This window comes from Pseudomonas sp. NY8896 (genome assembly GCF_039634505.1).
Genome location: NZ_CP132350.1, coordinates 1,120,289 through 1,147,012, shown reverse-complemented (window position 1 = coordinate 1,147,012; position 26,724 = coordinate 1,120,289). Strand labels below are relative to the sequence as shown.

Here is a 26,724-nt window from a genome sequence, read left to right as displayed (position 1 = left end):
GGTCCTCATTCACGCAAACTTGGTTGCCGGCCTGTTGCCGACGCAGAAACTCACTGGGCCAGCAGCAGAACCTGCCAGCGCCCGTCTTGCTGAATCAATTGCCGATCACAATCCGCCTCGAGAGCAGCACTCAACGGCTGGCCAGGCAAAGCCTGGACCACACGCTGGCCCTCGTTGCGCAACTGGCAGACTTGCTGCCAGAGGGCCGCGTCGCCACTGTCCGGCATCCAGATGCCGCCCGTAGGCAATACGACCTCCGCTCGCCCCAGTGTGACCAGGGTCTTCAAATCCGTGGAGAAACCGGTGGCCGGGCGTGCCCGGCCAAAGTCGGCGCCGATGTCGTCGTAGCGCCCGCCCTGGGCGATCGATTGACCCTCGCCCGGCACGAACACGGCGAACACCACGCCAGTGTGATAGTTGTAACCGCGCAGTTCGCCGAGGTCGAAGTACAGCGGCAGGTCGGGGTAGCGCGACGCCAGGCGATCAGCGATCGCCAGCAGGTCGTCCAGCGCCGCCAGCACGCTGGCCGGGGCACGGCCCAGGCGCACGCGGGCGTCGGCCAGCACTTCACGGCCACCGCACAGCTCGACCAGTGCGCGCAGCATGTTGCCCAGATCCTTCGGCAGGTCAGCGGTCAGCGCCTGCACTTCATCGACGGCCTTGCGCTGCAGGGCGTCGAACAGCTGCTGCTCGACCGCGCCGGACAGGCCGGCAGCACGGGCCAGGCCGCGGTAGATACCGACGTGGCCCAGGTCCATGTGCACGTCCGGCACATCGGTCAGTTGCAGCGTGGCAAGCATCAGGCTGATGACTTCGACGTCGCTGGTCGGGCTGGCATCGCCATACAGTTCAGCGCCCAACTGTATCGGGCTGCGCGAGGTGGACAGTGCACGCGGCTGAGCGTGCAGCACGCTGCCGGCATAGCACAGGCGGCTCGGGCCTTCACGGCGCAGGGTATGGGCGTCGATACGCGCCACCTGCGGAGTGAAGTCGGCGCGGAAGCCCATCAGGCGGCCGGACTGCGGGTCCACTACCTTGAAGGTGCGCTGATCCAGGTCCTGGCCGGCGCCGGTGAGCAGCGACTCCAGGTACTCGATATGCGGGGTGACGACCAGTTCGTAGCCCCAACTCTGGAACAGGTCCAACACCTGGCGACGCGCGATCTCGATGCGCGCAGCCTCAGGTGGCAGTACTTCCTCGATGCCATCTGGCAGCAGCCAGCGGTCTACCGTTGCCATTACGCCATTTCCCCTCTGGTCCGGGCGGCTTGCCAGCAGGCGAGCCGTCAGTAAAGCCGGTATCGCGCACAGCAGCGGGCAGCACTGATCCCAGCGCAGCCACCGTACCCGACACCCTCGAATTGCCTTGCGACCTGACCAAACCGTCAACTGGCGCGGTGCCAATCAACCTTGCAGACGCAAAAAAGCCGGGAAATTTCCCGGCTGCCTCATCATACACCCCTTTTCATTCAGGATGCACCCCGCCTGGTGTTTTAGCTGCCAGGCGGGGCGCCGCTGCATGAAAATCAGGGCCTGAGCATCACGGCTTGCTCTTGTCCAGGTAACGGAAGAACTCGTTCTTCGGGTCCAGGACCAGCACGTCGCTCTTGCTCGAGAAGCTTTCGCGGTATGCCTGCAGGCTACGGTGGAACGCATAGAAATCAGCGTCCTGGCTGTAGGCCTTGGCATAGATGGCGGCCGCCTGGGCGTCACCATCACCGCGGGTTTCTTCTGCTTCGCGATAGGCCTCGGCCAGCAGCACACGGCGCTGACGGTCGGCATCGGCACGGATACCTTCAGCCAGCTCGTTACCTTTGGCACGGTGCTCGCGGGCTTCACGCTCACGCTCGGTGCTCATGCGATCGAACACGCTGCGGTTGACTTCCTTCGGCAGGTCGATGGCCTTGACGCGCACGTCGACCACCTCGATACCCAGCTCCTTGTTGGCCATGCGGTTCAGCGATGCAGTGATGTCAGCCATCAGTGCGTCACGTTCACCGGAAACCACCTCGTGCAAGGTACGTTTACCGAACTGGTCACGCAGGCCGCTTTCCAGACGACGCGACAGACGCTCGTCGGCGATCTGCTTCATACCGGACGTGGCAGTGTAGAAGCGCTCGGCATCCTTGACGCGCCACTTGGCGTAGGCGTCGACCATCACGGCTTTCTTCTCCAGGGTCAGGAACCGCTGGGTCGGGGCGTCGAGGGTCATGAGGCGGGCGTCGAACTTGCGCACCTGGTTCACGTACGGAATCTTCACGTGCAGGCCAGGCTGAACGTCCGCCTGGACCACCTTACCAAAACGCAGCAGTACCGCACGTTCGGTCTGGGACACGATGTAGAAGCTGTTCCAGGCCACGATGGCCAGGACCACGGCGGCGATCAGGGCGATCAGCGATCTATTGCTCATCAGCGGCTCTCCCTAGTACGCAGCGGCTGCTGTTGCTGTTGCATGTCCTGCGCCGCACGGGCGGCCGCATCGTTGACCGATGGCGACACAGTGCTGCTTGGCGTGGACGGGTTGCGGCTGCCTTCGACCATCTTGTCCAGTGGCAGGTAGAGCAGGTTGTTCTGCCCGTCCTTGGTCGCCACCATGACCTTGCTCGAATTGCTGTAGACCTCTTGCATGGTCTCCAGGTACAGACGCTGACGGGTCACGTCAGGTGCCTTGTGGTACTCGGCAACCAGCTTGGTGAATCGGTCGGCCTCACCCTTGGCGCGGGCGATGACTTCGTCGCGGTAACCGTTGGCGTCCTCGATGATGCGCTGGGCCTGACCACGGGCTTCCGGCACCACGCCATTGGCGTAGGATTCGGCCTGGTTGCGGGCACGCTGCTCGTCTTCGCGGGCACGGATCACGTCATCGAAGGCTTCCTGCACTTCACGCGGGGCTGCCGCGCTCTGTACGTTGACCTGGGTAACGGTGATACCGGTACGGTAGTTGTCGAGGAAGCGCTGCAGACGTTCGCGGATATCCACGGCCATCTGTTCACGGCCTTCGGTCAGCACCTGGTCCATCGAGGTGGAACCCACCACGTGGCGCAAGGCACTGTCGGTCGCGTGCTGCAGGCTCACCTCAGGCTGGTCGACGTTGAGCACGAAGTCCTGAAGGTTGCTGATCTTGTACTGGACGGTCAGCGGCACCTCGACGATGTTCTCGTCTTCGGTCAGCATCTGGCCCTGCTTGGTATAGGCACGCTCGCGCGTGACGTTTTCCATGTACTTGCGATCGATCGGCGGGAAGTAGATGTTCAGGCCGGGACCGACCGTCTCGTAGTACTTGCCGAAGCGCAGCACCACGGCCTGCTCCTGCTCGTCGACCACGTACACGGCGCTGTACAGCCAGATGGCCGCCAGTACCGCCAGGCCAATGCCCAGCAGGCCCAGGCCACCGCCCTTGCCGACATTGCGGTCACCGCCGCCACGTTTTTTGCTACCGCCGAACATGCCGTTGAGGCTGTCCTGCAGTTTGCGGAAGGCCTCGTCCAGATCCGGCGGACCTTTTTTGTCACCACCACCGCCACCGCCACCACGGCGGCCGCCCCAGGGATCCTGATTGTTCGAGTTGCCACCCGGCTCGTTCCAAGCCATAGCGCTCTCCATCTGATAAAGCAAAGACGCGCCCACGGCGCGCCGTCCAATGCTACAGAATGCCTGTCACTGCTGCCCGGCGACCTCGACGAGCATTTATTGCAAAGTGTGTTGCTCGACAAACACTTGCGGCTCCATGCCTTCGCGGCTGACCAGGCGATTCAGTTCGACCATGGGCAGTCGCACGCTCAGCAGGCTGCGCCCTTCTTCATCATGCTCTTCACTCTGCACGGCACCCAGGGCAAAGAATTGCGCGCGCAAGCGGGCAAAACGCTGCTCCAGGCACAGGGTACCGACAAACAGATCATCCCCCAGCAACTCGGCAACCGCCTGGCCAACCAGCTCCAGGCCACGACCATCGCGTGCCGATACCCAGACCCGTTCCGGCTTGCCATCGGCGTTGCGCTGGATCTGTGGCTCGACATCTTCGAGCAGGTCGAGTTTGTTATACACCTCGAGGATCGGCAAGCCTTCAGCGCCAATCTCGCCCAACACGGCCAGCACCTGCTCGATCTGCTCCATGCGCTCTGGCTCATGGGCGTCGATCACATGCAGCAACAGGTCGGAGTTGCTCGACTCTTCGAGCGTAGCCCGAAATGCCTCGACCAGCTTGTGCGGCAGATGGCGAATGAAGCCCACGGTGTCGGCCAGCACGATTGGCCCCAGGTCATTGAGCTCGAGCCGGCGCAGGGTCGGGTCGAGGGTGGCGAACAGCTGGTCCGCAGCGTACACCTCGGACTCGGTCAGGGCGTTGAACAGTGTGGACTTGCCGGCGTTGGTGTAACCCACCAGCGACACGGACGGAATATCCGCACGCTTGCGCCCACGCCGCGCCTGCTCGCGCTGGCTGCGCACTTTCTCCAGGCGTGACTTGATCTGGCGTATGCGCACCCGCAACAGTCGGCGGTCGGTTTCGAGCTGCGTTTCACCCGGGCCGCGCAGGCCGATACCACCTTTCTGTCGCTCAAGGTGAGTCCAGCCGCGCACCAGCCGCGTGCTCATGTGCTCCAGCTGGGCCAGTTCGACCTGCAGCTTGCCTTCATGGGTACGCGCCCGTTGGGCGAAGATATCGAGGATCAGCCCGGTACGGTCGAGCACACGACACTCGAACACACGTTCAAGGTTGCGCTCCTGACTGGGCGTGAGGGTGTGATTGAAAATCACCAGGTCTACCTGCTCGGCATGGACCAGGTCGTGCAATTCCTCGACCTTGCCACTGCCAATCAGGTATTTGGCGGAAGGCTGATGCCTTGTCACCGTGACCAGCGAGACGATGTCGGCACCGGCCGACAATGCCAACTCCTGAAACTCCTGCGGGTCTTCGCGCGCCTCAGGGTTCTGACCTTCCAAGTGAACGAGCAACGCTCGCTCACCACCACCGTGGCGCTCAAAGAACAATGCAGGCTCCTATCAGGCGTTGCCTGGCTCGCTGTCGCCGTGCTCGCCATCGGTCGGGCTTGGCAGGCGGACCGGACGGGCCGGAACCACGGTCGAAATGGCGTGCTTGTAGACCATCTGGCTGACGGTGTTCTTCAGCAGAACCACGAACTGGTCGAACGATTCGATCGAACCCTGCAGCTTGATACCGTTGACCAGGTAGATGGATACCGGGACCTTTTCTTTTCTCAAGGTGTTCAAGTAAGGGTCTTGTAGCGAATGCCCTTTTGACATATGCCGCACTCCTGTAAGGATAAATAATAGAAAATCAATAAAATCGATAAATTAGGCCGCCCCTTCGCAAGAATAGACGGCAATCAGCAGGGACTCAGCTCAATATGGAGATGGCCCCAAGGTATTTCAAGGTGCGGGACAGATTGTCGCAGGCCAGGCTGTCAAGCCAGTGCACTTCAGGCCAGCCACGCAACCAGGTGAACTGCCGTTTGGCCAGCTGCCGAGTAGCAATGATACCGCGTTCACGCATCTCATTCTCAGTCAGCTTGCCGTCCAGGTAATCCCAGACTTGCCGATAACCCACTGCCCGTATAGACGGCAGCCCGGCGTGCAAGTCACTTCTGGCTCGCAGCGATCGGACCTCCTCAACGAAGCCCTGTTCCAGCATCTGCGAAAATCGTAACGCAATTCGCTGATGCAAAATGTGACGATCTGTAGGAGCAATCGCCAAACTGGCGACAGTATAGGGCAAATGTCCGCCAGCGCCTGCGTCTGCGCCGCGACTTTCCGCGAATTGACGTTGACGATGGGCCGTCATGCTCTCGCCGCTCACCCGGTATACCTCCAGCGCCCGGATCAGCCGCTGCGGGTCGTTGGGGTGGATGCGCGCCGCCGACACCGGGTCGACCTCGGCCAGTTGACGGTGCAACTCGGCCAGCCCCAAGGCTTCGGCCTGGGCTTCCAGCTCGGCGCGCACTGCGGCATCGGCCGCCGGCATGTCGGCCAGGCCATCGATCAACGCCTTGTAATAGAGCATGGTGCCGCCGACCAGCAACGGGATCTTGCCGCGCGCAGTGATCTCGGCCATGGCCTCCAAGGCATCGGCACGGAACTGTGCGGCCGAATAGCTCTCGGCCGGGTCACGAATGTCGATCAGCCGGTGCGGGTGGGCGGCGAGGATTTCTTTCGAGGGTTTGGCCGAGCCGATGTCCATGCCCCGGTAGACCAGTGCCGAATCGACGCTGATCAGTTCACAGGGCAGCACTTTGGTCAGCTCGATGGCCAGGTCGGTCTTGCCGGCCGCCGTCGGGCCCATCAGGAATATTGCAGGGGGCTTGCTGCTCATTTCATCGACCGCGCAGGAAGAGTTTGTCCAGGTCGTCCAGGCCCATCTGGGTCCAGGTGGGACGGCCATGGTTGCACTGGCCGCTGCGCTCGGTGTTTTCCATGTCGCGCAGCAGGGCGTTCATCTCGGGAATTGCCAGGCGCCGGTTGGCGCGCACGGCGCCATGGCAGGCCATGGTACCGAGCAGTTCGTTGAGGTGCGCCTGAATACGGTCGCTGGTGCCGTATTCCATCAAGTCGGCCAGCACGTCCTGCACCAGGCGGTTGGCCTCGGCCTGCTTGAGCAAGGCCGGGATCTGGCGAACCGCCAAGGTCTCGGGGCCCAGGCGTTGCAATTCGAAGCCCAGGCGCTGGAACCACTGAGCATGCTCTTCGGCACAGTCGGCCTCACGCTGGCTCAGGGCCAGGGTTTCCGGCACCAGCAGCGGCTGGCCACTGAGGCCCTCGCTGGCCATGGCCACCTTGAGCCGCTCGTACATGATCCGCTCATGGGCGGCGTGCATGTCCACCAGCACCAGGCCGACGGCATTCTCGGCCAGGATGTAGATACCCTTGAGCTGCGCCAGCGCGTAGCCAAGCGGGGGAATGTCACCTTGGCTTTCGGGCAAGGCCGTCGCAGCTGCGGCACCGTTGTCCAACGGCTTGTAGAACTCGCGATACACCGCCTGCGCCTCGGCGGCCGGCAGCGGCTGCGAAGGACGCGGGGTGTACTGGTACTGGTAACCGGCGCCACTGCCGCCATTGGAAAATGACTGTTGCGGGGCTCGCGGCTGTTCGAGCACCGGCGAGGCCAGGCGCATTTCACCCTGGGGGCCGAACTCACCAGCCTGCTGGCCAGTGGGGCGAGCCAGCTCGGGCACGGCGGCAGGCGCGGCCAGTTGGTCTTCCGGGCGAACATCAGCCAGGGCTCGGTGCAAAGTGCCATACAGGAAATCGTGCACCGAGCGCCCTTCGCGGAAGCGCACTTCATGCTTGGTCGGGTGCACGTTCACATCGACGCCGTTGGGCTCCAGCTCCAGGAACAGCACGAACGTGGGGTGACGACCATTGAACAACACATCGCGGTAGGCCTGGCGCACGGCGTGGGCGACCAGCTTGTCGCGCACCGCGCGGCCGTTGACGAAGAAGTACTGCAAGTCGGCCTGGCTGCGCGAGAACGTCGGCAGGCCAACCCAGCCCCACAGGCGCAGGCCGTTGCGCTCGACGTCGATCGGCAGCGCCTGCTCCATGAAGCCAGGGCCGCAGATGGCACCCACCCGCCGTGCACGGGCGGTTTCGTCGTGAGCCTCGTGCAGGCTGAGGATGCTCTTGCCGTTGTGGCGCAGGTGGAAGCCGACATCGAAACGCGCCAGCGCCAGCCGGCGGATCACTTCCTGCAGGTGGTCGAATTCGGTTTTTTCGGCCTTGAGGAACTTGCGCCGGGCCGGGGTATTGAAGAACAGGTCGCGCACTTCCACCGAGGTCCCGACCGGGTGCGCCGCTGGCTGCACCCGTGGGGTCATGTCGCGGCCTTCGGTTTCCACCTGCCAGGCCTCGCTGGCACTGGCAGTACGGGAGGTCATGGTCAAACGCGCCACCGAGCTGATCGAGGCCAGCGCCTCGCCACGGAAGCCCAGGCTCATGACGCCTTCCAGGTCCTCAAGCTCACGAATCTTGCTGGTGGCGTGACGCGCCAGGGCCAGCGGCAGGTCATCGGCAGAAATACCGCTGCCATCGTCCCGTACCTTCAGCAGCTTGACGCCGCCCTGCTCCACTTCCACATCGATGCGCCGGGCACCGGAGTCCAGGCTGTTTTCCAGCAATTCCTTGGCGACAGAAGCCGGCCGCTCGACAACCTCGCCGGCGGCAATCTGGTTGGCCAGCCGCGGGCTAAGCAGCTGAATGCGCGAACCGCCGCTCATTATTGCGCCGCCAGGGTCGTGGCGGGTACATCAAGGCGTTGGCCGACCTTCAGCTCATCGGTCTTGAGGCTGTTGGTGCTGCGCAGGCTGGCCACGCTGACCTGGTAGCGTACAGCCAGCATCGCCAGGGTTTCGCCAGGCCGGACGGTGTGCTCACGCGGCCCAGCCGCAATCTTGCCGGTGTCGCGCAGCCAGGCGATATAAGTGCCTGGCGGCGGGTTCTGCTGGAAGTACTGGCGTACACCGGTGTGGATCGAGCGGGCCAGGGCTTGCTGGTGGCTCGCAGTGGCCAGCTTGGCGGCTTCGTTGTTGTTCGAAATGAACCCGGTTTCAACCAGGATCGACGGAATATCCGGCGACTTCAGCACCATGAAGCCGGCCTGTTCCACGCGCTGTTTGTGCAGCGAGGTGACACGCCCCATGTTGCCCAGCACTTTCTGCCCCACATTGAGGCTGGAGCTGAGCGTGGCGGTCATGGAGAGGTCGAGCAGCACCCCCGCGAGCATACGGTCCTTGTCGTCGAGGCTGACGTTACCCGCACCACCGATCAGGTCGGAGCGGTTTTCCGTGTCGGCCAGCCAGCGCGCAGTCTCGGAAGTGGCGCCGCGGTCGGACAGGGCAAATACCGAGGCGCCAAAGGCCGCACGCGACGGCGCGGCGTCGGCGTGGATCGAAATGAACAGGTCGGCGCCCTTCTTGCGGGCGATTTCCGTGCGTTTACGCAGTGGAATGAAGTAGTCGCCAGTGCGGGTCAGCTCCGCCCGGAAGCCGCGTTCGCTGTTGATCTGGCGCTGCAGTTCCTTGGCGATCTGCAGCACGATGTCTTTTTCATGCTGGCCACGCGAACCGGATGCACCGGGGTCTTCGCCACCGTGACCGGCATCGATGGCCACAACGATTTCACGCTTGCCGCTCGGCACCGGTGGCAGCTTGATGGCAGGCTGGGCCGGGCTTACCGGCACCGCAGGCGTGGTCGCAGGTGTTTGTACCGGGGTCGGGGTAGGAGGTGGCGCGCTGGCTGCAATGGCGTCGGCTTCCTGGTCGTACAGGTCGACCACCAGGCGATTGCCGTACTGGGCATTGGGCGCCAAGGTGAAGCTTTTTGGGGTAACCGACTTTTTCAGGTCGACCACCACGCGCAGGTCGGTCGGGGTACGTTGTGCCGAACGCACGCTGCTGATCGGCGTATTGGAGGTGGCCACGTTCAATGGCGCGGCCAGGGTCGCACCATTGATGTCGATAACCAGACGATCCGGTGCGCTCAAGGTGAAGACGCTGTGCTGCACGGGGCCAGACAGGTCGAAGACCAGCCGCGTGTTGTCTGGCGCGCGCCACAGGCGCATGCTCTTGACTTGTGTGACGGCCAGAGCGTCAACGGTCACCGTTGTCAGCAGCAGCCCAACGATGGCGACCAGTGCGCGTATGCGCATACCTACCCCACTTACTGTTTATAGTGTTCGGCCAGTGCCACGCACCAGGCCTCGCCGCGAGCCCCCTGCGGCGAAAGGATCAGCGAGCGTCCGCCCGCTTGGGGGCTTATGGTAATGGTCAGGTCAGGCTTTGGCAAAACGCCCGCACCCTTTTGTGGCCACTCGAACAGGCACAGCGGGTCGCCCTCGAAATAATCACGAATACCCATGAACTCAAGCTCCTCCGGGTCGACCAGGCGATACAGGTCGAAGTGAAAGGCTCGGACCTCGCCGATTTCGTAGGGTTCGACCACGGTAAAGGTCGGGCTTTTCACTGCACCAGTATGGCCCAGGCCACGGATCAGCCCCCGGGAAAGCGTAGTCTTGCCCGCCCCCAGGTCGCCTTCAAGAAAGATCACGCCGCGACCACCGGTCACCTCGGCCATTTTTGCACCGAAGTCGACCGTGGCCGCTTCATCGGCCAGAAACAGATTTAAGCCAGACACGCAGAATGCTCCTCCAACAACTCACGAATGACCGGCGCCAGATCACTGGCCGCCAGGCCTCTACCTTTTACCCCCAGACGCTCGCCCGCACAGGCGTGCAGCCATGTTCCCAAGCAACCCGCGCTCCAGGCGTCCAGGCCTTGGGCCAACAGTGCCGCCAGCACGCCGGTCAGCACGTCGCCCAGCCCGGCGCCAGCCATCGCCGGGTGGCCGCGCTCGCATAGCGCCAGTTGCCCGGCCGGTGCGGCCACCAGGGTGCCGGCACCTTTGAGTACGCAGACGCTGTTGTAACGGCGCGCCAACTTGCGCGCAGCCCCTGGGCGGTCGGCCTGCACGGCCTCGGTGGAAATGCCCAGCAGCCGCGCCGCCTCCCCCGGGTGAGGGGTGAGGATACTGCCACTGGGCAAGGCCAGCGGGGTGCGCGCCAGCAAATTCAGGGCATCGGCATCCCACACCTGCGGCCGCTCGGCGTTGGCCACCGCCGACAACAGGCTGCGGCCCCACGCCGCCTGCCCGAGGCCCGGACCGACCACCAGCACCGAGGCGCGCTCCAGCACGCCCATCAGCTGGTTGGCCGAACTGGCGCCAAGGCACATGACTTCGGGCAGGCGCGCCAGGCTGGCCGCTACATGCTCCGGCCGGGTTGCCACGCTGACCAGCCCGGCCCCGCAACGCAGGGCGGCTTCGGCACTGAGCAATACGGCGCCACCCGTGCCGAGGTCGCCACCGACCACCAGCACATGGCCAAAGTCACCTTTATGGGCAAGCGCGTGGCGTGCCGGCAGGTGCGCCACGGTCACGCTGCTGAGCAATTGAGGGGCATTGCTGGGGTGTTTGGTCTGCGGCATGGGGTCAAAGGCTCCAATGTCTGGCAGAATTATACGCACCTGAGCCCGTATTGCCTTGCCCATCCATGTCCGCCTCTACACCTGACCTCGCCCAACTGGCCCAATCGATCAAGATTTGGGGCCAGGAACTCGGTTTTGCCCATGTTGGCATCGCCGGGGTTGACCTTGGCGAACACGAACACCACCTGCAGCGCTGGCTCGACGCCGGCTACCAGGGCGAAATGGAATACCTGGGCGCCCACGGCAGCAAAAGGTCACACCCCGACCAGCTGATCCCCGGCACGGTACGCGTGGTCTCGCTGCGCATGGACTACCTGCCTGGCGACACACAAATGGCGCAGCGCCTGGCACAACCAGAAAAGGCCTACATTTCGCGCTATGCGCTGGGCCGGGACTACCACAAACTGGTGCGCAAGCGCGTGCAGTTCCTTGCCGATCGTATTCAGGAAGCCATCGGCCCGTTCGGGTACCGCGCCTTCGTCGACAGCGCCCCGGTGCTGGAAAAGGCCTTGGCCGAACAGGCCGGGCTGGGCTGGATCGGCAAGAACACGCTGTTGCTCAACCGCAAGGCCGGTAGCTATTTCTTCCTTGCCGAACTGTTTGTCGACCTGCCGTTGCCGGTGGACGAAGCCACCACCAGCGAGCACTGCGGGCGGTGCCAGGCCTGCCTGGACATCTGCCCGACCCAGGCGTTTGTCGGGCCCTATGTGCTGGATGCACGGCGCTGCATCTCGTACCTGACCATCGAGCTGAGGGGCGCGATCCCTGTCGAGCTGCGCGCGAAGATGGGCAACCGGGTGTTCGGTTGCGACGACTGCCAGATCGTCTGCCCCTGGAACCGCTTCGCCAAGCACAGCCAGGAGCAGGATTTCCAGCCACGGCACGGGCTGGAGAATGCCGAGTTGGCGGAAATGTTCCTGTGGGATGAACGCACCTTCCTGCGCAAGACCGAAGGTGGGCCGTTGCGGCGGGCGGGGTATGAACGGTTCTTGCGCAACCTGGCGGTGGGGTTGGGCAATGCGCCGTCCACGATTCCAGTGATAGAGGCACTGAAGGCGCGGCGTGAAGATGCATCTGAGCTGGTACGCGAGCACGTTGAATGGGCGCTGGCCCGACACGACATTCAGTAGCTGGGGCCGCGGCGCGGCCCAGAATTCACTGCTGGTCGTTGTAGTGGAACTTGGGCATTTCCCAGTGGAAGCGAATCGCCAACAGGCGCAGCAGGAAACCGCCAAACAAGGTCAGCAGCATCGCCTGCTCCGCCGGCACCTTGAAATACACGCAGCCCAGATAGAACCACGCCGCCGCGAACGACACGCTGGCATACAGTTCGCGACGGAACACCAGCGGGATGTCGTTGCAGAAGATATCCCGCAGGATGCCGCCAAACACCCCGGTGATCACCCCGCTGATGGACGCCACCAGCATGCCCTGCCCCATTTCCAGCGCCGTCATGCAGCCAATCAGGGTAAACGCCACCAGCCCCAGGGCATCGAGCACCAGAAACAGCGAGCGCAGGCGGCGCATCATCGGCGCAATGAAAATAGTCAGCAGCGCCGCAAAGCTGGTCAACACCAGGTACTCGGGGTGCTTCACCCAGGTCAGCGGGTAGTGCCCGAGCAGCACATCACGCACCGAGCCGCCCCCCAGGGCGGTGACGCAGGCAATCAGCACCACGCCGAACCAGTCCATGCCGCGACGCCCGGCAGACAGCGCGCCAGTCATGGCTTCGGCGGTGATGGCAACGAGATAGAGCATCAACAACATGGTGCGGGTCCGTGCAGGAAAGGCGCGCAGTCTAACCAGTTGCCCAAGGCACCAAAAGGGGGCGCAGACACAATATCTGCGCCGTTTCGGATCACAGCTTGATGAAGTGCTCGCGGTAGTGACGCAGTTCGGCGATCGACTCGCGAATATCGTCCAGCGCCAGGTGGGTATTGCCCTTCTTGAAGCTGTCACGCACATTCGGCGCCCAGCGCGCGGCCAGCTCCTTCAGAGTGGAAACATCCAGGTTGCGATAGTGGAAGTAGTTTTCCAGGTTGCGCATGTGACGGTAGAGGAAACGGCGGTCCTGGCAGATGCTGTTGCCGCAGATCGGCGACTTGCCTTTGGGTACCCACTGTTCAAGGAAGGCGATGGTCTGCGCCTCGGCTTCAGCCATGCTGACCTTGCTCTCGCGCACGCGCTGGGTCAGGCCCGAAGCGCCATGGGTGCGGGTGTTCCACTCATCCATACGCGCCAGCACGTCGTCACTGTGGTGGATGGCGATCACCGGCCCTTCGGCCAGGGTGTTCAGCTCGCTGTCGGTGACGATGGTTGCCATTTCGATGATGACGTCGCTGTCTGGATCCAGGCCGGTCATTTCCAGGTCGATCCAGATCAGGTTCTGTGGGTTTTGCATGCAGGGGCTCCTCGTATAGCCCGTCATAGTAGCCTAGTGGCCCAGGCACGCCCATTCACCGCTCAAAGGTTAGCGGAATAGTCCAGCGCCTGGCGTGCTAAACTGCCTGCCGTTTTCAATGCCCCACCCCGGGCCTTTCTCACGGTACCTTCATGGCCAAACGCCAGCTCAATCGCCGCCAGAACTGGCGGATCGAAAAAATCCAGGGCGAGCGCGCCGCTCGTGCAGCCAAACGCGAGCAGCATGCGCTGCAGGAACTGGAGGGAGGCGACCTGGGGCCGGAGCAACTGGGCCTGGTGATCGCGCACTTCGGCGTGCAGGTAGAAGTAGAAGCCCAGGATGGCGAAGGCGCAGGCCAGGTATTCCGCTGCCACCTGCGCGCCAACCTGCCGGCGCTGGTTACCGGCGACCGCGTCGTGTGGCGGGCGGGCAACCAGGGCATTGGTGTGATCGTGGCGCAGATGCCTCGCAGCACCGAGCTTTGCCGGCCGAACAACCACGGCCAGCTGAAACCGGTGGCGGCCAACGTCGACCTGATCGTGATTGTCTTTGCCCCGGCCCCGGAGCCACACCCGAACCTGATCGACCGCTACCTGGTAGCTGCCGAGCACGCCGGCCTGCGCCCGCTGCTGCTGCTGAACAAAGCCGACCTGATCAACGACGAGAACGGCCCCGGCCTGCATGCACTGCTGGAGGTCTACCGCGAACTGGGCTACCCGCTGCTGGAAGTATCGGCACACCAGGGTGACGGCATGCAGCGCCTGCAACAGCAACTCGACGGTCACATCAGCGTGTTCGTCGGCCAGTCGGGGGTGGGCAAGTCATCGCTGGTCAACAGCCTGCTGCCAGACGCTGGCACTCGCGTCGGCGACCTGTCGGAATGGTCGGGCCAAGGCACTCACACCACCACCACGGCGCGGCTGTACCACTTCCCGAACGGCGGCGACCTGATCGACTCGCCGGGTATTCGTGAGTTCGGCCTTGGCCACGTCAGCCGCGACGACGTGGAAGATGGCTTCATCGAGTTCCGTGACCTGTTCGGTACATGCCGTTTCCGCGACTGCAAGCATGACCGAGAACCGGGCTGTGCGTTGCTCAAGGCCCTGGACGAGGGGCGTATCAAGCCGCAGCGCATGAACAGCTACCGCTCGATCATCGCCAGCCTCACAGAAGACAGCTACTGACTGGGCGGCGGGCCAGAGCAATCTGTAGGATTTATTACCGAGCCGTGTAGGACGGCTCTGGTTTCGCCGTCATCTATTGCCCACACGTCCGCTTTCCCTGATGGTCATGGCTTCTATCAGGGAGGGTAACCGCCATGCCGGTTCTTATCAGCTACCGCCACGAAGTGCGGCTCGACGCCTTTATTCTCAACGAGCGCCTGCTGCTCGAAGGCATCCCCACCCAAGTGGTGCAGTTGGACTGCGACGGGCAAACCCATGACGACCTGTATGGCAGTTTCTGCCAGCAGATGAACGATGCCACCCACTGGATCGGAGTATTGCCGACCGATACCAACGACGCCTGGTGGACCGCCTGGCTGCTGGGGGCGGCAGCGATTACCTGCCGGCGAGTGAGTTTCTTCCGCAAAGGTTCAGGCGCACTGCCGGTTTGCCTGAGCAAATGGCCGGCCATGCGCGAACGTACGCATATCGACCTGTTCGTGCGGGCTTATCATGACGAACGCATGTTCGAGCGAGCCATGACACTGCCGCCGGGGCGCGGCTCTTGCACTGACAGGGATAATGCAGCCTTCTTTCATGCTGATCTCAAGGCCAAGATCAGGCGGGGGTTCTGACGGAGATGCAGCCGCAAACACCGGCTACGCCGGTGATCGCGAACCCCCTGGATGTTGAGCAAGACAGTTGTGCCCGCGAAATGCCGGGCTTACTGGTCCTTGGCCTCATCCATCTTCAACGTACCATCCTCGAAGATGTTCAGTTTCTGGCGCAGTTCGCGCGGCTGCATCGGTGCCTGTTCGGCCTCGCCACCCGTCCCCGATGCAGCTGGCGCGGCCGGTGCCGAAGCCCCTGGCGCAGCGTCATTGGCTGGCGGTGCGGCAGGCGGGGCGGCCGGTGCCTCCGGCGCTCCCTGCTCACCCTCGATGTTGCGCTGGGCCTTCTTGGTCAGCACGATGATGTCGATGCGGCGGTTGACCGGGTTGAACGGGTCCTTGCGGTCGAACAGCGACGACGAGGCGTAGCCCACCACCCGCGCCACCTGGCCGTCCGGGTAACCACCGGCCACCAGCGCACGACGTGCGGCGTTGGCGCGGTTGGCCGACAGCTCCCAGTTACCGAACTCGCCGGTGCCGGCATACGGCTTGGCATCGGTGTGGCCGCTGATGCTGATCTTGTTCGGCACCGCCTTGATGGTGTCGGCCATGGCCAGCAGGATGTCTTCGAAGTACGGCTGCAGGCGCGCACTGCCAATGTCGAACATTGGCCGGTTCTCGGCGTCCATGATCTGGATACGCAGGCCGTCCTGGGTGATCTCGAACAGAATCTGGTCCTTGAACTTCTGCAACTGCGGGTTCTCTTCCACCTTGTTCTGCAGTTCTTGCAGCAGCAGTTCCAGGCGCTCACGCTCCACCTGCTCGGCCATGGTCTCGACCTGGTCCTTGCTCAGTTGGGTGGTGGACTCTTGCGTCGGTTCGGCCTTCACTTCCGGGTTGATGGTCTTTTCCGGTGCCAGCTCAGGCGAGCCGCCCAGGTCGATGACGTAGGGCGTGCCGCTTTCCGAAAAGCCGATCGGGTCTTTGAAGTAGCCGGCAATAGCGATCTTCTGTTCTGGCGTGGCCGTGGACATCAGCCACAGCACCAGGAAGAACGCCATCATCGCCGTGGCGAAGTCGGCGAAGGCGATTTTCCAGGCGCCGCCGTGGTGGCCGCCGCCAAAGCGCTTGACGCGCTTGACGATAATGGGCTGGTTGTTTTCCATGACTCAGCGACCGCGAACCGCTTGTTCCAGTTCGGCGAAGCTTGGGCGGTGCTTGGGGTACAGCACCTTGCGCCCGAACTCGACCGCCAACGAAGGCGGCATGCCCGAGGCAGAGGCCACCAGCGAAGCCTTGATCGATTCGTACAGGTTCAGCTCTTCCTTGGCGTCGTGCTCCAGGCACTTGGCCAACGGGCCGAAGAAGCCGTAGGCCGCCAGAATACCGAAGAAGGTACCGACCAGCGCCGCACCCACGTGCATGCCGATGGCCGCCTGGTCACCTTCGCCCAGCGAGGCCATGGTCACCACGATACCCAGTACCGCCGCGACGATGCCGAAGCCCGGCATGCCGTCGGCGATGCCGGTCACCGCGTGCGACGGGTGCTCCAGCTCTTCTTTCATGCTCAGCAGTTCCATGTCGAACAGGCCCTCGAGCTCGTGCGGGGCCATGTTGCCGGTAGACATGATGCGCAGGTAGTCGCAGACGAACGCAGTCATGCGTTCATCGGCCAGTACCGTCGGGTACTTGGCGAAAATCGGGCTGGCGGCGGCGTCCTCGATGTCGGCCTCGATGGCCATCATGCCTTCGCGACGGCTCTTGTTGAGGATCTCGTACACCAGGCCCAACACCTCCAGATAGAAGGCATGACTGAAGCGCGAGCCGAACATTTTCATCGACTTCTTGATGACGTGCATGGTCATGTGGCCAGGGTTGGCCTGCAGGAACGCACCAAAGGCCGCACCGCCAATGATCAGTACTTCGAACGGCTGGATCAGCGCTGCGATTTTGCCGTGGGAGAGCACGTAGCCGCCGAGCACGCTCGCGAATACGACGATGATGCCGATAATTTTAGCCATAGGTTCAAAGCACTTGCTGTCGTGGTCAGGGGAAGAGACGGGAGCTTTAAAACTCTTCTTCTACTTATCGGCAGAACTGCGCCAGACTATAGCCACTCAATGCGAAAAGCCAGTTCGGACTGATGTCAAAATGCCAATTGAAACCAAGGTGCCCGCTCAGGCCCCGCGTACGTTAGAGGCCTGGGTAAAGCTGCTCGAGAGTGTTCGCATCCCCGTGCCGAAGCACAGCTACGACCGGGTCATGGCCGCCATAAACGATAGCCGCCGCTCGCTGCGCGATATCGCCGAACTGATGCAGGACAGCCCGGCACTGGTGCTGTCGGTGATGCGCGAAGCCAATCACCCCACCAATGCCAGCCTGGCCGAGCCCGCCGAAAGCCTGGAAGTCGCACTCAACCGTCTGGGCCTGGAGCGCAGCGAACAGCTGCTCAGACGCCTGCCAGCGTTGCCTGTGGAAGAAATCCCGCCGGTACTGTGCCAGTTCCAGATGATCAGCCAGCACGCCGCACAGCAGGCCAGCGGTCTGTTCGCCAGCCGCCTGGCACGGCTCTGGCAAGAAATTCACTGGGGCAGCCTGCTGTTCCTTTCGCCACTGTGGCCGCTGGCGCTGGCCTACCCCAAGTTGCTCGATACCTGGGAGTTGCGGGTAATCCACAAGGGGGAGGACGCAGCAGGGGTGGAGGAAGAACTGTTTGGCGTGCGCATCATGGCGCTGTGCCAGACCATGGCCGAGTACTGGCGCCTGCCACAATGGGTCACCCAGGGTTACCGCCTGCTGCTGGAAGAACGCGATCAACTGGCCCAGGTGCTGAACATCGCCCGCGACGAAGACCTGCTCAGCCAGCAGCACCGCCTGGACGCCGAGCCCGGCCTGCGGCGCTGGTTCAACCAGCCGGCCAATACCGTGTTGCTGGCCAACAACCTGGCCCTGGCAGCACAGGTCGGCTGGGACAACCCACACTTGCTGCGCTGGCAACTGCTGACTGCGTTGTACCTGCAGACCTCGCTGGAAGACGTGCAGCAGCAGGTGCACCAGCAGGCCGCTGCCAGCGCCCGCCGCCACGCCCGACATGCCTTGTTCCATCCGGCAGAAGCGTTGATCTGGCCGTGGCACCAACGCCGCCCGCACCCGGACATGCTGGCCCCGCCACCGCCCAGCAGCGACGACCTGGCACGCTGGCGCACACTGTGCCAGGACCTGCTGGCCCAACCCAGCCCGTTCACCAACACCGTGCACCTGGCCACCCAGGCCCGCGAGGCCCTGCTGGCCTGCGGCATGCAACGCATCATGCTGTTGAGCCTGGACAAGGCCAGTGACTACCTGCGCGTACAGCAGATTGCCGGCCTGCCCAAGGAAGCCGGGGCTTTGGCCCTGCAGGTGTCGCAGAACAAGCTGCTGCAAAAGCTGATGAGCCAGGCTGGGCAACTGCGCATAACCCCGGAAAACCACAGCCAGTTTTCGGCCCTGCTGCCCGCCCCGCTGCGTGCCTTGTTCCGCAGCGAGCATGTACTGCTGCGTTCATTGGCGGTGAACGACCAGGTGCTGATGCTGCTGGTGGCCGACCAGGGCTGTCGGCCCTTGGCCGATATCAGCGTGCAAGCTGTCGGCAAGACCGCGCAATGCATCGAGCGCGCCCTGTCGGTGTTTGCCAACCGCAAGGGCTGAGCCTTGCGCTACAATCGCCCCTCTTTCCACACTGGAGACCGTGGATGACTGACTTTTCCGGCCTGCCCCTGGTGATCGAAGCTGCAGACCTGCTGCCACGCCTGGATTCGCCGCAGCTGATCCTGGTCGACCTGAGCAGCGCCAACCGCTATGTCAGCGGGCATATCCCCGGCGCACGCTTTGTCGAAGGCAAGCGCACCCAGCTTGGCCAGCCACCCGCGCCCGGCCTGCTGCCGGCCCTGGGCGAACTGGAAAAACTGTTCAGCGAACTCGGCCATCGCGACGACGCCGTGTATGTGGTGTACGACGATGAAGGCGGCGGCTGGGCGGGGCGTTTCATCTGGCTGCTCGATGTGATCGGGCACAAGGGCTACCACTACCTCAATGGCGGTATCCAGGCCTGGCCGGCAGATACGCTGTCCACTGAAGTGCCCGCCAGCGGCAACACCCCGGTACGCCTGCGTATCGACAGCGCCCCCACGGCCACGCGCGAGTACCTGCAAAGCCGCCTGGGCGCCGATGACCTGGTCATCTGGGACGCGCGCGGCCCGCAGGAATTCAGTGGCGAGAAAGTGCTGGCAGCCAAGGGCGGCCACATCCCCGGTGCGATCAACTTCGAGTGGACCGCCGGCATGGACCTCAACGACCACCTGCGCATTCGCCAGGACATCGCCGACGTCCTGCTGGAGCTGGGCATCACACCGGACAAGGAAGTGATCACCCATTGCCAGACCCACCGCCGCTCCGGCTTCACTTATCTGGTGGCCAAGGCCCTCGGCTACCCACGCGTCAAGGCTTACGCCGGCTCGTGGAGCGAATGGGGCAACCACCCGGACACGCCTGTAGAAGTTTAAGGAACCTGCATGAAATCCCGTTTGTTCATCATCAGCCAGTACCTGCTGCCGCACCACCTGCTGTCGCGACTGGCCGGCTGCGTCGCCGAGTGCCGCGCACGCTGGTTCAAAAATGCCTTCACTGCCTGGTTCGCCAAGCGCTATCAGGTCAACATGAGCGAAGCGCTGGTCGAAGACCTGAGCGCGTACGAGCATTTCAACGCGTTCTTCACCCGCGCCCTGAAGCCAGGCGCCCGCCCGCTGGACGAAACCCCGGGCGCCATCCTGTGCCCGGCCGACGGTGCTGTCAGCCAGCTCGGCCCGATCGAGCACGGCCGCATCTTCCAGGCCAAAGGCCACGGTTTCAGCGCGCAAGAGCTGCTGGGCGGTGACCCGGCCATGGCCGCGCCGTTCATGGGCGGCGAGTTCGCCACCATTTACCTGTCGCCCAAGGACTACCACCGCGTGCACATGCCGCTGGCCGGCACCCTGCGTGAAATGGTCTATGTGCCGGGCCGCCTGTTCTCGGTCAACCAGACCACCGCAGAGAACGTTCCCGAGCTGTTCGCTCGCAACGAGCGTGTGGTCTGCCTGTTCGATACCGAACGTGGGCCAATGGCTGTGGTGCTGGTTGGCGCGATGATCGTTGCCTCGATCGAAACCGTATGGGCCGGGCTGGTCACGCCGCCAAAGCGTGAGCTGAAAACCTTCCGTTACGACGAAGCCAGCCGCGCGCCGATCCATCTGGAAAAGGGCGCCGAGCTGGGCCGCTTCAAGCTGGGCTCGACCGCCATCGTGCTGTTCGGGCCGGAGCAGGTGAGGTGGGCTGAAAGCCTGGGTGCTGGTTCTGCAGTGCGCATGGGGCAACTGCTGGCAGAGCCTGTACAGGCTTGACTGCGGTTTTTGCTTTGAAGTGGCTGGCGCGGTTTATTTAGCGCCTGTGAGATCGAGCGCCACCCGCGCGGCGCTCGATCTCACAGGCACTGAAGATACAACGACAAACTAGCCGCGCGCGTCGCGGTCGCGTAGGCCCAGCAGGTACAGCACGCCATCCAACCCCAGGGTAGAAATAGCCTGCTTGGCCGATTGGCGCACCAGCGGCTTGGCACGGAACGCGACACCCAGCCCAGCCAGCGACAGCATCGGCAGGTCGTTGGCACCATCCCCCACGGCAATGGTCTGCTCCAGCTGCAAGCCTTCTTCGTTGGCCAGCTTTTGCAACAGCTCGGCTTTGCGCTGGGCGTCGACGATCGGCTCTACCGCCACCCCGGTCACCTTGCCATCGACCACTTCCAGCTCGTTGGCGAACACATAGTCGATACCCAGGCGCGCCTGCACCTGGCGGGCGAAGTAGGTAAAGCCACCGGACAGGATCGCAGTCTTGTAACCCAGGCGCTTGAGCTCGGCGAACAGGTTTTCGGCACCCTCGGTCAGGCGCAGCGAGGCACCGATTTCGTCCAGCACCCCCACATCCAGGCCCTTGAGCAGCGCCATGCGCTCCTTGAAACTGGCGCGGAAATCCAGCTCCCCGCGCATGGCACGCTCGGTGATCGCCGCGACCTGCTCGCCCACACCGGCCGCCTTGGCCAGCTCGTCGATGACTTCAGCCTCAATCAGCGTGGAATCCATGTCGAACACCGCCAGGCGGCGGTTGCGGCGGAACAGGTCGTCTTTCTGGAAGGCGATGTCGATGCTCAGCGCTTCAGCCAAGGCAAAGAAATCGGCACGCAGGGCCTGGGCATCGCTCGGTACGCCGCGCACGGAAATCTCGACGGCTGCCTTGCCCTTGTCGGTTTCGGCATCCAGCGCCACACGGGCCGACAGGCGCTCGATGCGCTCGATGGTCAGGCCGTACTGGCTGATCACCGCACTCACCCGCTGCAACTGCTCGGGGGTGATCTTGCGGCTGAGCAGCGTAACGATGTGGCGCGCTTCGCCATGGCCATCGGCCCAGTGCTGGTAATCCGCCTCGGAAATAGGGGTGTAGCGGGCCTGCAGGTTCAGCTCGTGGGCCTTGGCCTGCACGCTTTGCAGCAGGGCAGTCGCCACTTCGTTGTCCGGGATATCGACCAGGATGCCAAACGACAAGGTGCCGTGCATGACCGCCAGGCCGATGTCGAGGATACTCACACCGCCCTGCAGCAGGACGCCGGTGATAGCCGCAGTGAGACCGGGACGGTCCTCACCGGTGATGTTGATCAGGACGATTTCGCGCACAACCTGGCTCCGACTTCGATGAAAAATGCGCATTCTACCGATTTTCCATGACCATCGGGCGCCAACGATACTTTGCCGACAAAACCCGGCTCGCTATACTCCCCCCACTTTCATGCCATTAAGAGCCGAGCTCAGTGAACCGGCCAACGCCAGTCAAACCAGATAACTTCTTCCTGATGATCTATCGTGCCCTGAGTCAACGTCGCGTGCCGCTGGCACTGCGCATCGCCTGCACCAACATCTTCCTGGTGGCGCTGGCGCTGGTGATCTACGCCTGCGTGATGGGCCTGCAGTTCAAGCAGGCCATGCATGAGCAGGCCGATGCCCTGGGGCAGAGCCTGACCACCCAGACTGCCACGTCGGCAACCGAGCTGCTGGTGTCGAACGACATCCTCAGCCTCAATGTGCTGCTCGGCAACCTGGTGAAAAACCCGCTGGTGGCCCATGCGGCGATCTACAGCGTGGACAACCGTATCCTCGCCGAAGCTGGCCAGCGCCCGCGCAACAGCCTGTTGGGCGAAGCCGAAGGCCTGTACCAGACCAAGATCACCTTCCAGGACGTGACAGCCGGGCAGTTGCGCATCAGCCTGGACATGAGCCAGTTCCAGCAGCCGATGTTGATCAGCCTGCAGAGCATGGGCATTCTGGCCGCGATTCTGCTGGCCCTGGCCTTGGCCCTGAGCTTGCGTCAAGGCCGCTACATCACCCTGCCGCTGCTGCAACTGCGGGTATGGCTGCGCGACCCACAGCCCTATACCCCGGCCACCGACCGCCAGGACGAGATTGGCGACATCGCCCGCCAGCTGCATGCACGCCTGGCTCCACCGCCGCCGCCAGAACCAGAGCTCGAGGAAGACGACGACGAGTCGTTTGACGACCTGCACGAAGCTGCCCCCCCCGCCAAGGCCGCGCCGCGCGCCAAGGTTGTCGCCGTGGAAGACGAGCATGACGACGAAGCCTTCGCCGGCCTGCTGGACGACGACCCTGCGCCCAAAGCCGCCGCGCTGGTCGAGTCCGATGAGCCGCAGTACAGCGCCGTACTGGCCGTGCAGCTGGGCTCGCAGGAGCAACTGCGCCGCCTGCCACGCACACGCCTGACCGAGCTGACCGAGCGCTACCGCGACTGCCTGGAGCACGCGGCCTCACTCTACGACGGCGAAACCCACACGCTCGACGATGGCAGCACCCTGGTGCTGTTCCACAGCCGCGAGTGTGGCGAAGACTATCTGACCAACGCCATTTGTTGCGGCGAGCTGTTGCGCGCCCTGGGCCATGCTCTGCAGATCGAAGTGGCCGACAGCGGCATCACCTTGCAGCTGCAACTGGGCCTGGTGCTGGGCAACGACCTGCATGGGCTGGAACTGGTTGATCTGCTGATGGCCGAGAAGGTTCAGGATGCTTTGGCACTGTCGCAGCACAGCCGCAACCTGTTGTTGGTGGAGCGGCAGATCAGCGATGACGCGCTGATTCGTCAGCGCGCCCGCATTCGTCCGATTGCCAGCCCAGAAGGCGCCTGCTGCGTAGAGCGCCTGATGGAGCCCTACCCGTCGATGCTGGAACGGCAGCTGGCGCGGATGCACGAGCGCAGGGCCTGACAGCTATGGAAGCGGCCTCTCTGTAGAGGCAAAAAAAAGCCCGCATGATCGCGGGCTTTTTCGTACCTGGCAGTTCGATCAGAACCGATAAACTTCCATATCGGTACGAATCGGGGAGGCCATCGGGATCTTGGATTTCTCCGGTGCCTTCTTCACCTGTACCGGCGCAGCGGGCTTTTTAGGCGACTCTTCGGCAATCGCCGGCTGGTTGGCCAGCGGCTTCAGCGCTGTGCTCAGCTGTTCGGCCAGCTTCTGCAGCAGTTGGCCCTGAGCCTGAACCTGCGACGATTCGCTGCCCTCGTGCGGCTGTTCGAGGTGAACGATACGGTTGTCACGCACATGGCCACGGCGGTCGAGCAGACGCCACTGGGCATCCAGTATGGCCGGCTGATCCTTGCCCGAGTCCAGGCGAGTGATCGACAACAACACCTGCACGTCCGGGCTGAAGCCCGTGGTCGCCGGTGCCAGCACAACGCGTTGGCTGTCCAGACGCCAGGCCAGTTGGCGCACCAGCAGTTGGTCGATATCCGACGAAAGGCTGCCAGCCCAACGGCCGTCGGTCGCCGCACTCAGGCTGCCATCGGCTTGACGCTGCAGAAAGGTTTCACGCTGCAGGTAATCGGCCACCGATACCGGGCCGAGCACCACGGCCATGCCCGCACTCTGCGAAGGCTGGCCAGGATCACCACTGTCGAGCTGGTACAGGGCAACCGGCTGATGCATGGTGCACCCGCCAAGGCCCAGCAGGCCAGTCATCAACAGCGCAAATGGAAGGCGCAGAAATTTCATCATCCCATCCAGGCGGCCGCCACAAGGCACACCGCAGTGATACATGTAGATTCAAACGGGCACACGACTACGTCGGCACCGCAAGGGCCATATCATCCGCGAAATAACCGTCCGACTCCAGCATTTCTGCCCGGAACGGCGCTGAAATTGCCGTTCCAGACATTTCTGGCCGTTACGCCGGCACTTCCACCTGCAACCCATCGACGCGCTGGAACCCGCGTGGCAGCTTGCTGCCGCGCCGCCCACGCTCGCCCTTGTAATGCTCCAGATCGTCCCCTTTCAAAGACAGGGTACGCTTGCCGGCCTGCAATACAAGGGTTGCACCTTCAGGAATCACGGCCAGATCGGTGACAAATTCTTCACGGCTGGCCACCCGGTCGCCGGGCACGCCAATGATCTTGTTGCCCTTGCCTTTACCCAGCTGTGGCAGGTCGCTGACCTTGAACACCAACAGGCGACCTTCGGTGGTCACCGCCGCCAGCCAGTCCTGCTCGCGGTCCGCCACCGGGCGTGGGGTCATGACCTTGGCGCCGTTGGGCAGGCTGAGCAAACCTTTGCCGGCCTTGTTCTTGGCCTGCAGGTCTTCACCTTTGACCACGAAGCCGTAGCCGGCATCCGAAGCCACCACGTACAGCGCATCGTCATCAGGCAGCAGTACGCATTCGAAAGTGGCCCCCGGTGGCGGTGTCAGGCGGCCTGTCAGCGGCTCGCCCTGGCCACGCGCCGATGGCAGGCTGTGGGCGGGCAGCGAGTAGCTGCGCCCGGTGGAATCGATCAGCACGGCAAACTGGTTGGAGCGCCCGGCCGCAGCGGCCTTGAAGCCGTCGCCAGCCTTGTAGGAAAGGCCGGTGGCGTCGATGTCATGGCCCTTGGCGCAGCGCACCCAGCCCTTCTCGGAGAGCACCACGGTGACCGGCTCGGTCGGCATCAGCTCGTTTTCCGACAGGGCCTTGGCTTCGGCGCGCTCGACAATTGGCGAACGGCGATCGTCGCCATAGGTTTCGGCATCCTTGATCAGCTCGCTGCGCACCAACTTGCGCAGTTTGGCCTCGCTGCCCAGCAGGGCCTGCAGCTTGGCTTGCTCCTTCAGCAACTCGTCCTGTTCGCCGCGGATCTTCATTTCTTCCAGGCGCGCCAACTGCCGCAGGCGGGTCTCGAGGATGTAGTCGGCCTGGATTTCGGTGAGTTCGAAGCGGGCGATCAACGCCTGCTTGGGGTGCTCCTCGGTACGGATGATGTGGATCACTTCATCCAGGTTGAGGAACGCGGTGAGCAAACCGTCCAACAGGTGCAAGCGCTTCTCGACCTTATCCAGACGGTGCTGCAAGCGGCGACGAACGGTATTGGTACGGAACTCCAGCCACTCCACCAGGATGGTTCGCAGGTTTTTCAACTGCGGCCGGCCGTCGAGGCCGATGATATTCACGTTGACCCGGTAGGTGCTCTCCAGGTCGGTGGTGGCAAACAGGTGCTGCATCAGCTCGTCGGCATCCACGCGATTGGACCGAGGGATGATGACGATACGGCACGGGTTTTCGTGGTCCGACTCGTCGCGCAGGTCGGCGACCATCGGCAGCTTCTTGGCCTGCATCTGTGCGGCGATCTGCTCCAGCACCTTGGCCCCGGAGACCTGGTGCGGCAGCGCGGTGACAACGACGTCGCCATCCTCGACGCGGTACACGGCGCGCATGCGGATCGAGCCACGGCCACTTTCGTACATTTTGAGGATTTCGGCCCGTGGCGTGACGATTTCGGCCTCGGTCGGGTAATCCGGCCCCTGGATATGCTCGCACAGCTGCTCGATGGTGGCCTTGGGCTCGTCGAGCAGGCGCACGCACGCGCTGGCTACTTCACGCAGGTTGTGCGGCGGCACGTCGGTGGCCATGCCCACGGCGATACCGGTGGTGCCATTGAGCAGGATATTGGGCAGGCGCGCCGGTAACACGGCCGGCTCCTGCAAGGTGCCGTCGAAGTTCGGCACCCAGTCCACGGTGCCCTGGCCGACTTCGCTAAGCAGCACTTCGGCGTAGCGCGACAACCGCGCTTCGGTGTAACGCATGGCGGCGAATGACTTCGGATCGTCCGGCGCACCCCAGTTGCCCTGGCCATCGACCAGGGTATAGCGGTAGCTGAACGGCTGCGCCATCAGCACCATGGCCTCGTAGCAGGCCAAGTCGCCGTGGGGATGGAACTTGCCGAGCACGTCACCGACGGTACGCGCCGACTTCTTGTGCTTGGAATCGGCATCGAGCCCCAACTCGCTCATGGCGTAGACGATGCGTCGCTGCACCGGCTTCAGGCCGTCGCCGATGTGCGGCAAGGCGCGGTCCATGATCACGTACATGGAGTAGTTGAGGTAGGCCTGTTCGGTGAAGTCAGCCAGCGAGCGGCGTTCGACACCGTCCAGGCTGAGTTCCAGTGAGTCGCTCATGCGGGCC

The 26,724-nt window shown here is 63.4% G+C and carries 24 protein-coding genes; 7 read left to right on the top strand and 17 right to left on the bottom strand.

Features of this window, described 5'->3' with window-relative positions; translation table 11 throughout:
* Nucleotides 1–50: 50 nt before the first annotated feature.
* The 10 genes from Q9451_RS05075 to Q9451_RS05030 all read right to left on the bottom strand — a co-directional run bounded on the left by Q9451_RS05075 (nt 51) and on the right by Q9451_RS05030 (nt 10,990).
* Nucleotides 51–1,238, bottom strand: a complete 1,188-nt coding sequence (locus Q9451_RS05075; protein WP_012274453.1) for an ATP phosphoribosyltransferase regulatory subunit — start codon at nt 1,236–1,238, stop codon at nt 51–53.
* Nucleotides 1,239–1,539: 301 nt separating this feature from the next.
* Nucleotides 1,540–2,409, bottom strand: a complete 870-nt coding sequence (gene hflC / locus Q9451_RS05070) for a protease modulator HflC (protein WP_012274454.1) — start codon at nt 2,407–2,409, stop codon at nt 1,540–1,542.
* Nucleotides 2,409–3,590 (bottom strand): FtsH protease activity modulator HflK, encoded by a 1,182-nt coding sequence (gene hflK / locus Q9451_RS05065; RefSeq protein ID WP_012274455.1) that lies wholly within the window; start codon nt 3,588–3,590, stop codon nt 2,409–2,411. The genes hflC and hflK overlap by 1 nt, the downstream gene beginning before the upstream one ends.
* Nucleotides 3,591–3,686: 96 nt before the next feature.
* Nucleotides 3,687–4,988 carry a ribosome rescue GTPase HflX gene (gene hflX, locus Q9451_RS05060; protein WP_012274456.1) on the bottom strand — a complete coding sequence of 434 codons (1,302 nt, stop codon included), beginning with the start codon at nt 4,986–4,988 and terminating at the stop codon, nt 3,687–3,689.
* 12 nt (nt 4,989–5,000) lie between these two features.
* On the bottom strand, nt 5,001–5,261 hold the full coding sequence (gene hfq, locus Q9451_RS05055) for an RNA chaperone Hfq (RefSeq protein ID WP_012274457.1): 261 nt from the start codon (nt 5,259–5,261) through the stop codon (nt 5,001–5,003).
* A 94-nt stretch (nt 5,262–5,355) separates the two neighbouring features.
* The gene (gene miaA, locus Q9451_RS05050) at nt 5,356–6,327 is read right to left on the bottom strand and encodes a tRNA (adenosine(37)-N6)-dimethylallyltransferase MiaA (protein ID WP_012274458.1); all 972 of its coding nucleotides are present in this window, start codon (nt 6,325–6,327) and stop codon (nt 5,356–5,358) included.
* A 1-nt stretch (nt 6,328) separates the two neighbouring features.
* The gene (gene mutL, locus Q9451_RS05045) at nt 6,329–8,227 is read right to left on the bottom strand and encodes a DNA mismatch repair endonuclease MutL (protein WP_012274459.1); all 1,899 of its coding nucleotides are present in this window, start codon (nt 8,225–8,227) and stop codon (nt 6,329–6,331) included.
* Nucleotides 8,227–9,657 (bottom strand): N-acetylmuramoyl-L-alanine amidase, encoded by a 1,431-nt coding sequence (locus tag Q9451_RS05040; RefSeq protein WP_012274460.1) that lies wholly within the window; start codon nt 9,655–9,657, stop codon nt 8,227–8,229. The genes mutL and Q9451_RS05040 overlap by 1 nt, the downstream gene beginning before the upstream one ends.
* 11 nt (nt 9,658–9,668) lie before the next feature.
* Nucleotides 9,669–10,142: a tRNA (adenosine(37)-N6)-threonylcarbamoyltransferase complex ATPase subunit type 1 TsaE gene (tsaE, locus tag Q9451_RS05035; RefSeq protein WP_012274461.1), complete on the bottom strand. Its 474-nt coding sequence runs from the start codon at nt 10,140–10,142 to the stop codon at nt 9,669–9,671.
* Nucleotides 10,130–10,990, bottom strand: a complete 861-nt coding sequence (locus tag Q9451_RS05030; protein WP_041166606.1) for an NAD(P)H-hydrate dehydratase — start codon at nt 10,988–10,990, stop codon at nt 10,130–10,132. The genes tsaE and Q9451_RS05030 overlap by 13 nt, the downstream gene beginning before the upstream one ends.
* Nucleotides 10,991–11,055: 65 nt before the next feature.
* Between Q9451_RS05030 and queG the strand changes: the two genes are divergently transcribed.
* Nucleotides 11,056–12,120: a tRNA epoxyqueuosine(34) reductase QueG gene (gene queG / locus Q9451_RS05025; protein WP_012274463.1), complete on the top strand. Its 1,065-nt coding sequence runs from the start codon at nt 11,056–11,058 to the stop codon at nt 12,118–12,120.
* A 25-nt stretch (nt 12,121–12,145) separates the two neighbouring features.
* Here queG and Q9451_RS05020 read toward each other — a convergent pair whose 3' ends face one another.
* Both Q9451_RS05020 and orn read right to left on the bottom strand, forming a co-directional pair.
* Nucleotides 12,146–12,757 (bottom strand): trimeric intracellular cation channel family protein, encoded by a 612-nt coding sequence (locus Q9451_RS05020; protein ID WP_012274464.1) that lies wholly within the window; start codon nt 12,755–12,757, stop codon nt 12,146–12,148.
* Between the two features lie 91 nt (nt 12,758–12,848).
* Nucleotides 12,849–13,391 carry an oligoribonuclease gene (gene orn / locus Q9451_RS05015; RefSeq protein ID WP_012274465.1) on the bottom strand — a complete coding sequence of 181 codons (543 nt, stop codon included), beginning with the start codon at nt 13,389–13,391 and terminating at the stop codon, nt 12,849–12,851.
* Between the two features lie 152 nt (nt 13,392–13,543).
* On the opposite strand from orn, the gene rsgA reads away from it, so the two are divergent.
* Nucleotides 13,544–14,575 (top strand): small ribosomal subunit biogenesis GTPase RsgA, encoded by a 1,032-nt coding sequence (rsgA, locus tag Q9451_RS05010; RefSeq protein ID WP_012274466.1) that lies wholly within the window; start codon nt 13,544–13,546, stop codon nt 14,573–14,575.
* A gap of 134 nt (nt 14,576–14,709) precedes the next feature.
* Nucleotides 14,710–15,189 carry a hypothetical protein gene (locus Q9451_RS05005; RefSeq protein ID WP_012274467.1) on the top strand — a complete coding sequence of 160 codons (480 nt, stop codon included), beginning with the start codon at nt 14,710–14,712 and terminating at the stop codon, nt 15,187–15,189.
* 89 nt (nt 15,190–15,278) lie between these two features.
* Here the strand turns inward: Q9451_RS05005 and motB are convergent, their stop codons facing one another.
* Both motB and motA read right to left on the bottom strand, forming a co-directional pair.
* Nucleotides 15,279–16,331 (bottom strand): flagellar motor protein MotB, encoded by a 1,053-nt coding sequence (gene motB, locus Q9451_RS05000; protein WP_012274468.1) that lies wholly within the window; start codon nt 16,329–16,331, stop codon nt 15,279–15,281.
* A 3-nt stretch (nt 16,332–16,334) separates the two neighbouring features.
* Nucleotides 16,335–17,186, bottom strand: coding sequence for a flagellar motor stator protein MotA (gene motA / locus Q9451_RS04995; protein ID WP_012274469.1), 852 nt, complete (start codon nt 17,184–17,186; stop codon nt 16,335–16,337).
* A gap of 130 nt (nt 17,187–17,316) precedes the next feature.
* Between motA and Q9451_RS04990 the strand changes: the two genes are divergently transcribed.
* The 3 genes from Q9451_RS04990 to asd are packed head-to-tail and all read left to right on the top strand — an operon-like array spanning nt 17,317 to nt 20,579.
* Nucleotides 17,317–18,852 carry an HDOD domain-containing protein gene (locus Q9451_RS04990; RefSeq protein WP_012274470.1) on the top strand — a complete coding sequence of 512 codons (1,536 nt, stop codon included), beginning with the start codon at nt 17,317–17,319 and terminating at the stop codon, nt 18,850–18,852.
* Nucleotides 18,853–18,896: 44 nt separating this feature from the next.
* Nucleotides 18,897–19,706: a rhodanese-like domain-containing protein gene (locus tag Q9451_RS04985; protein ID WP_012274471.1), complete on the top strand. Its 810-nt coding sequence runs from the start codon at nt 18,897–18,899 to the stop codon at nt 19,704–19,706.
* A gap of 9 nt (nt 19,707–19,715) precedes the next feature.
* Entirely contained in the window at nt 19,716–20,579 is an 864-nt protein-coding gene (gene asd / locus Q9451_RS04980) for an archaetidylserine decarboxylase (protein WP_012274472.1), read from the top strand.
* Nucleotides 20,580–20,687: 108 nt separating this feature from the next.
* Here the strand turns inward: asd and serB are convergent, their stop codons facing one another.
* Complete coding sequence (serB, locus tag Q9451_RS04975; RefSeq protein WP_012274473.1) at nt 20,688–21,902, bottom strand: phosphoserine phosphatase SerB; 1,215 nt, start codon at nt 21,900–21,902, stop codon at nt 20,688–20,690.
* Nucleotides 21,903–22,036: 134 nt separating this feature from the next.
* Between serB and Q9451_RS04970 the strand changes: the two genes are divergently transcribed.
* On the top strand, nt 22,037–23,497 hold the full coding sequence (locus Q9451_RS04970; protein ID WP_041166607.1) for an AhpA/YtjB family protein: 1,461 nt from the start codon (nt 22,037–22,039) through the stop codon (nt 23,495–23,497).
* 78 nt (nt 23,498–23,575) lie between these two features.
* Here Q9451_RS04970 and Q9451_RS04965 read toward each other — a convergent pair whose 3' ends face one another.
* Both Q9451_RS04965 and parC read right to left on the bottom strand, forming a co-directional pair.
* A complete protein-coding gene (locus Q9451_RS04965; RefSeq protein WP_041166608.1) occupies nt 23,576–24,286 on the bottom strand; it encodes a PqiC family protein in 711 nt (236 codons plus the stop codon).
* A gap of 172 nt (nt 24,287–24,458) precedes the next feature.
* A complete protein-coding gene (parC, locus tag Q9451_RS04960; RefSeq protein WP_123109070.1) occupies nt 24,459–26,717 on the bottom strand; it encodes a DNA topoisomerase IV subunit A in 2,259 nt (752 codons plus the stop codon).
* Nucleotides 26,718–26,724: the final 7 nt, after the last annotated feature.

Excerpts from the sequence above, each read along its gene's own strand:
- Q9451_RS05005 (WP_012274467.1), top strand. The coding sequence starts at position 14,710 with ATGCCGGTTCTTATCAGCTACCGCCACGAAGTGCGGCTCGACGCCTTT.
- hflK (WP_012274455.1), bottom strand. The coding sequence starts at position 3,590 with ATGGCTTGGAACGAGCCGGGTGGCAACTCGAACAATCAGGATCCCTGG.
- Q9451_RS04990 (WP_012274470.1), top strand. The coding sequence starts at position 17,317 with ATGCCAATTGAAACCAAGGTGCCCGCTCAGGCCCCGCGTACGTTAGAG.
- motB (WP_012274468.1), bottom strand. The coding sequence starts at position 16,331 with ATGGAAAACAACCAGCCCATTATCGTCAAGCGCGTCAAGCGCTTTGGC.
- asd (WP_012274472.1), top strand. The coding sequence starts at position 19,716 with ATGAAATCCCGTTTGTTCATCATCAGCCAGTACCTGCTGCCGCACCAC.
- Q9451_RS05075 (WP_012274453.1), bottom strand. The coding sequence starts at position 1,238 with ATGGCAACGGTAGACCGCTGGCTGCTGCCAGATGGCATCGAGGAAGTA.
- motA (WP_012274469.1), bottom strand. The coding sequence starts at position 17,186 with ATGGCTAAAATTATCGGCATCATCGTCGTATTCGCGAGCGTGCTCGGC.
- mutL (WP_012274459.1), bottom strand. The coding sequence starts at position 8,227 with ATGAGCGGCGGTTCGCGCATTCAGCTGCTTAGCCCGCGGCTGGCCAAC.
- orn (WP_012274465.1), bottom strand. The coding sequence starts at position 13,391 with ATGCAAAACCCACAGAACCTGATCTGGATCGACCTGGAAATGACCGGC.
- Q9451_RS05040 (WP_012274460.1), bottom strand. The coding sequence starts at position 9,657 with ATGCGCATACGCGCACTGGTCGCCATCGTTGGGCTGCTGCTGACAACG.
- Q9451_RS04985 (WP_012274471.1), top strand. The coding sequence starts at position 18,897 with ATGACTGACTTTTCCGGCCTGCCCCTGGTGATCGAAGCTGCAGACCTG.
- miaA (WP_012274458.1), bottom strand. The coding sequence starts at position 6,327 with ATGAGCAGCAAGCCCCCTGCAATATTCCTGATGGGCCCGACGGCGGCC.
- rsgA (WP_012274466.1), top strand. The coding sequence starts at position 13,544 with ATGGCCAAACGCCAGCTCAATCGCCGCCAGAACTGGCGGATCGAAAAA.
- Q9451_RS05020 (WP_012274464.1), bottom strand. The coding sequence starts at position 12,757 with ATGTTGTTGATGCTCTATCTCGTTGCCATCACCGCCGAAGCCATGACT.
- queG (WP_012274463.1), top strand. The coding sequence starts at position 11,056 with ATGTCCGCCTCTACACCTGACCTCGCCCAACTGGCCCAATCGATCAAG.
- Q9451_RS04965 (WP_041166608.1), bottom strand. The coding sequence starts at position 24,286 with ATGAAATTTCTGCGCCTTCCATTTGCGCTGTTGATGACTGGCCTGCTG.
- Q9451_RS05030 (WP_041166606.1), bottom strand. The coding sequence starts at position 10,990 with ATGCCGCAGACCAAACACCCCAGCAATGCCCCTCAATTGCTCAGCAGC.
- hfq (WP_012274457.1), bottom strand. The coding sequence starts at position 5,261 with ATGTCAAAAGGGCATTCGCTACAAGACCCTTACTTGAACACCTTGAGA.
- parC (WP_123109070.1), bottom strand. The coding sequence starts at position 26,717 with ATGAGCGACTCACTGGAACTCAGCCTGGACGGTGTCGAACGCCGCTCG.
- hflC (WP_012274454.1), bottom strand. The coding sequence starts at position 2,409 with ATGAGCAATAGATCGCTGATCGCCCTGATCGCCGCCGTGGTCCTGGCC.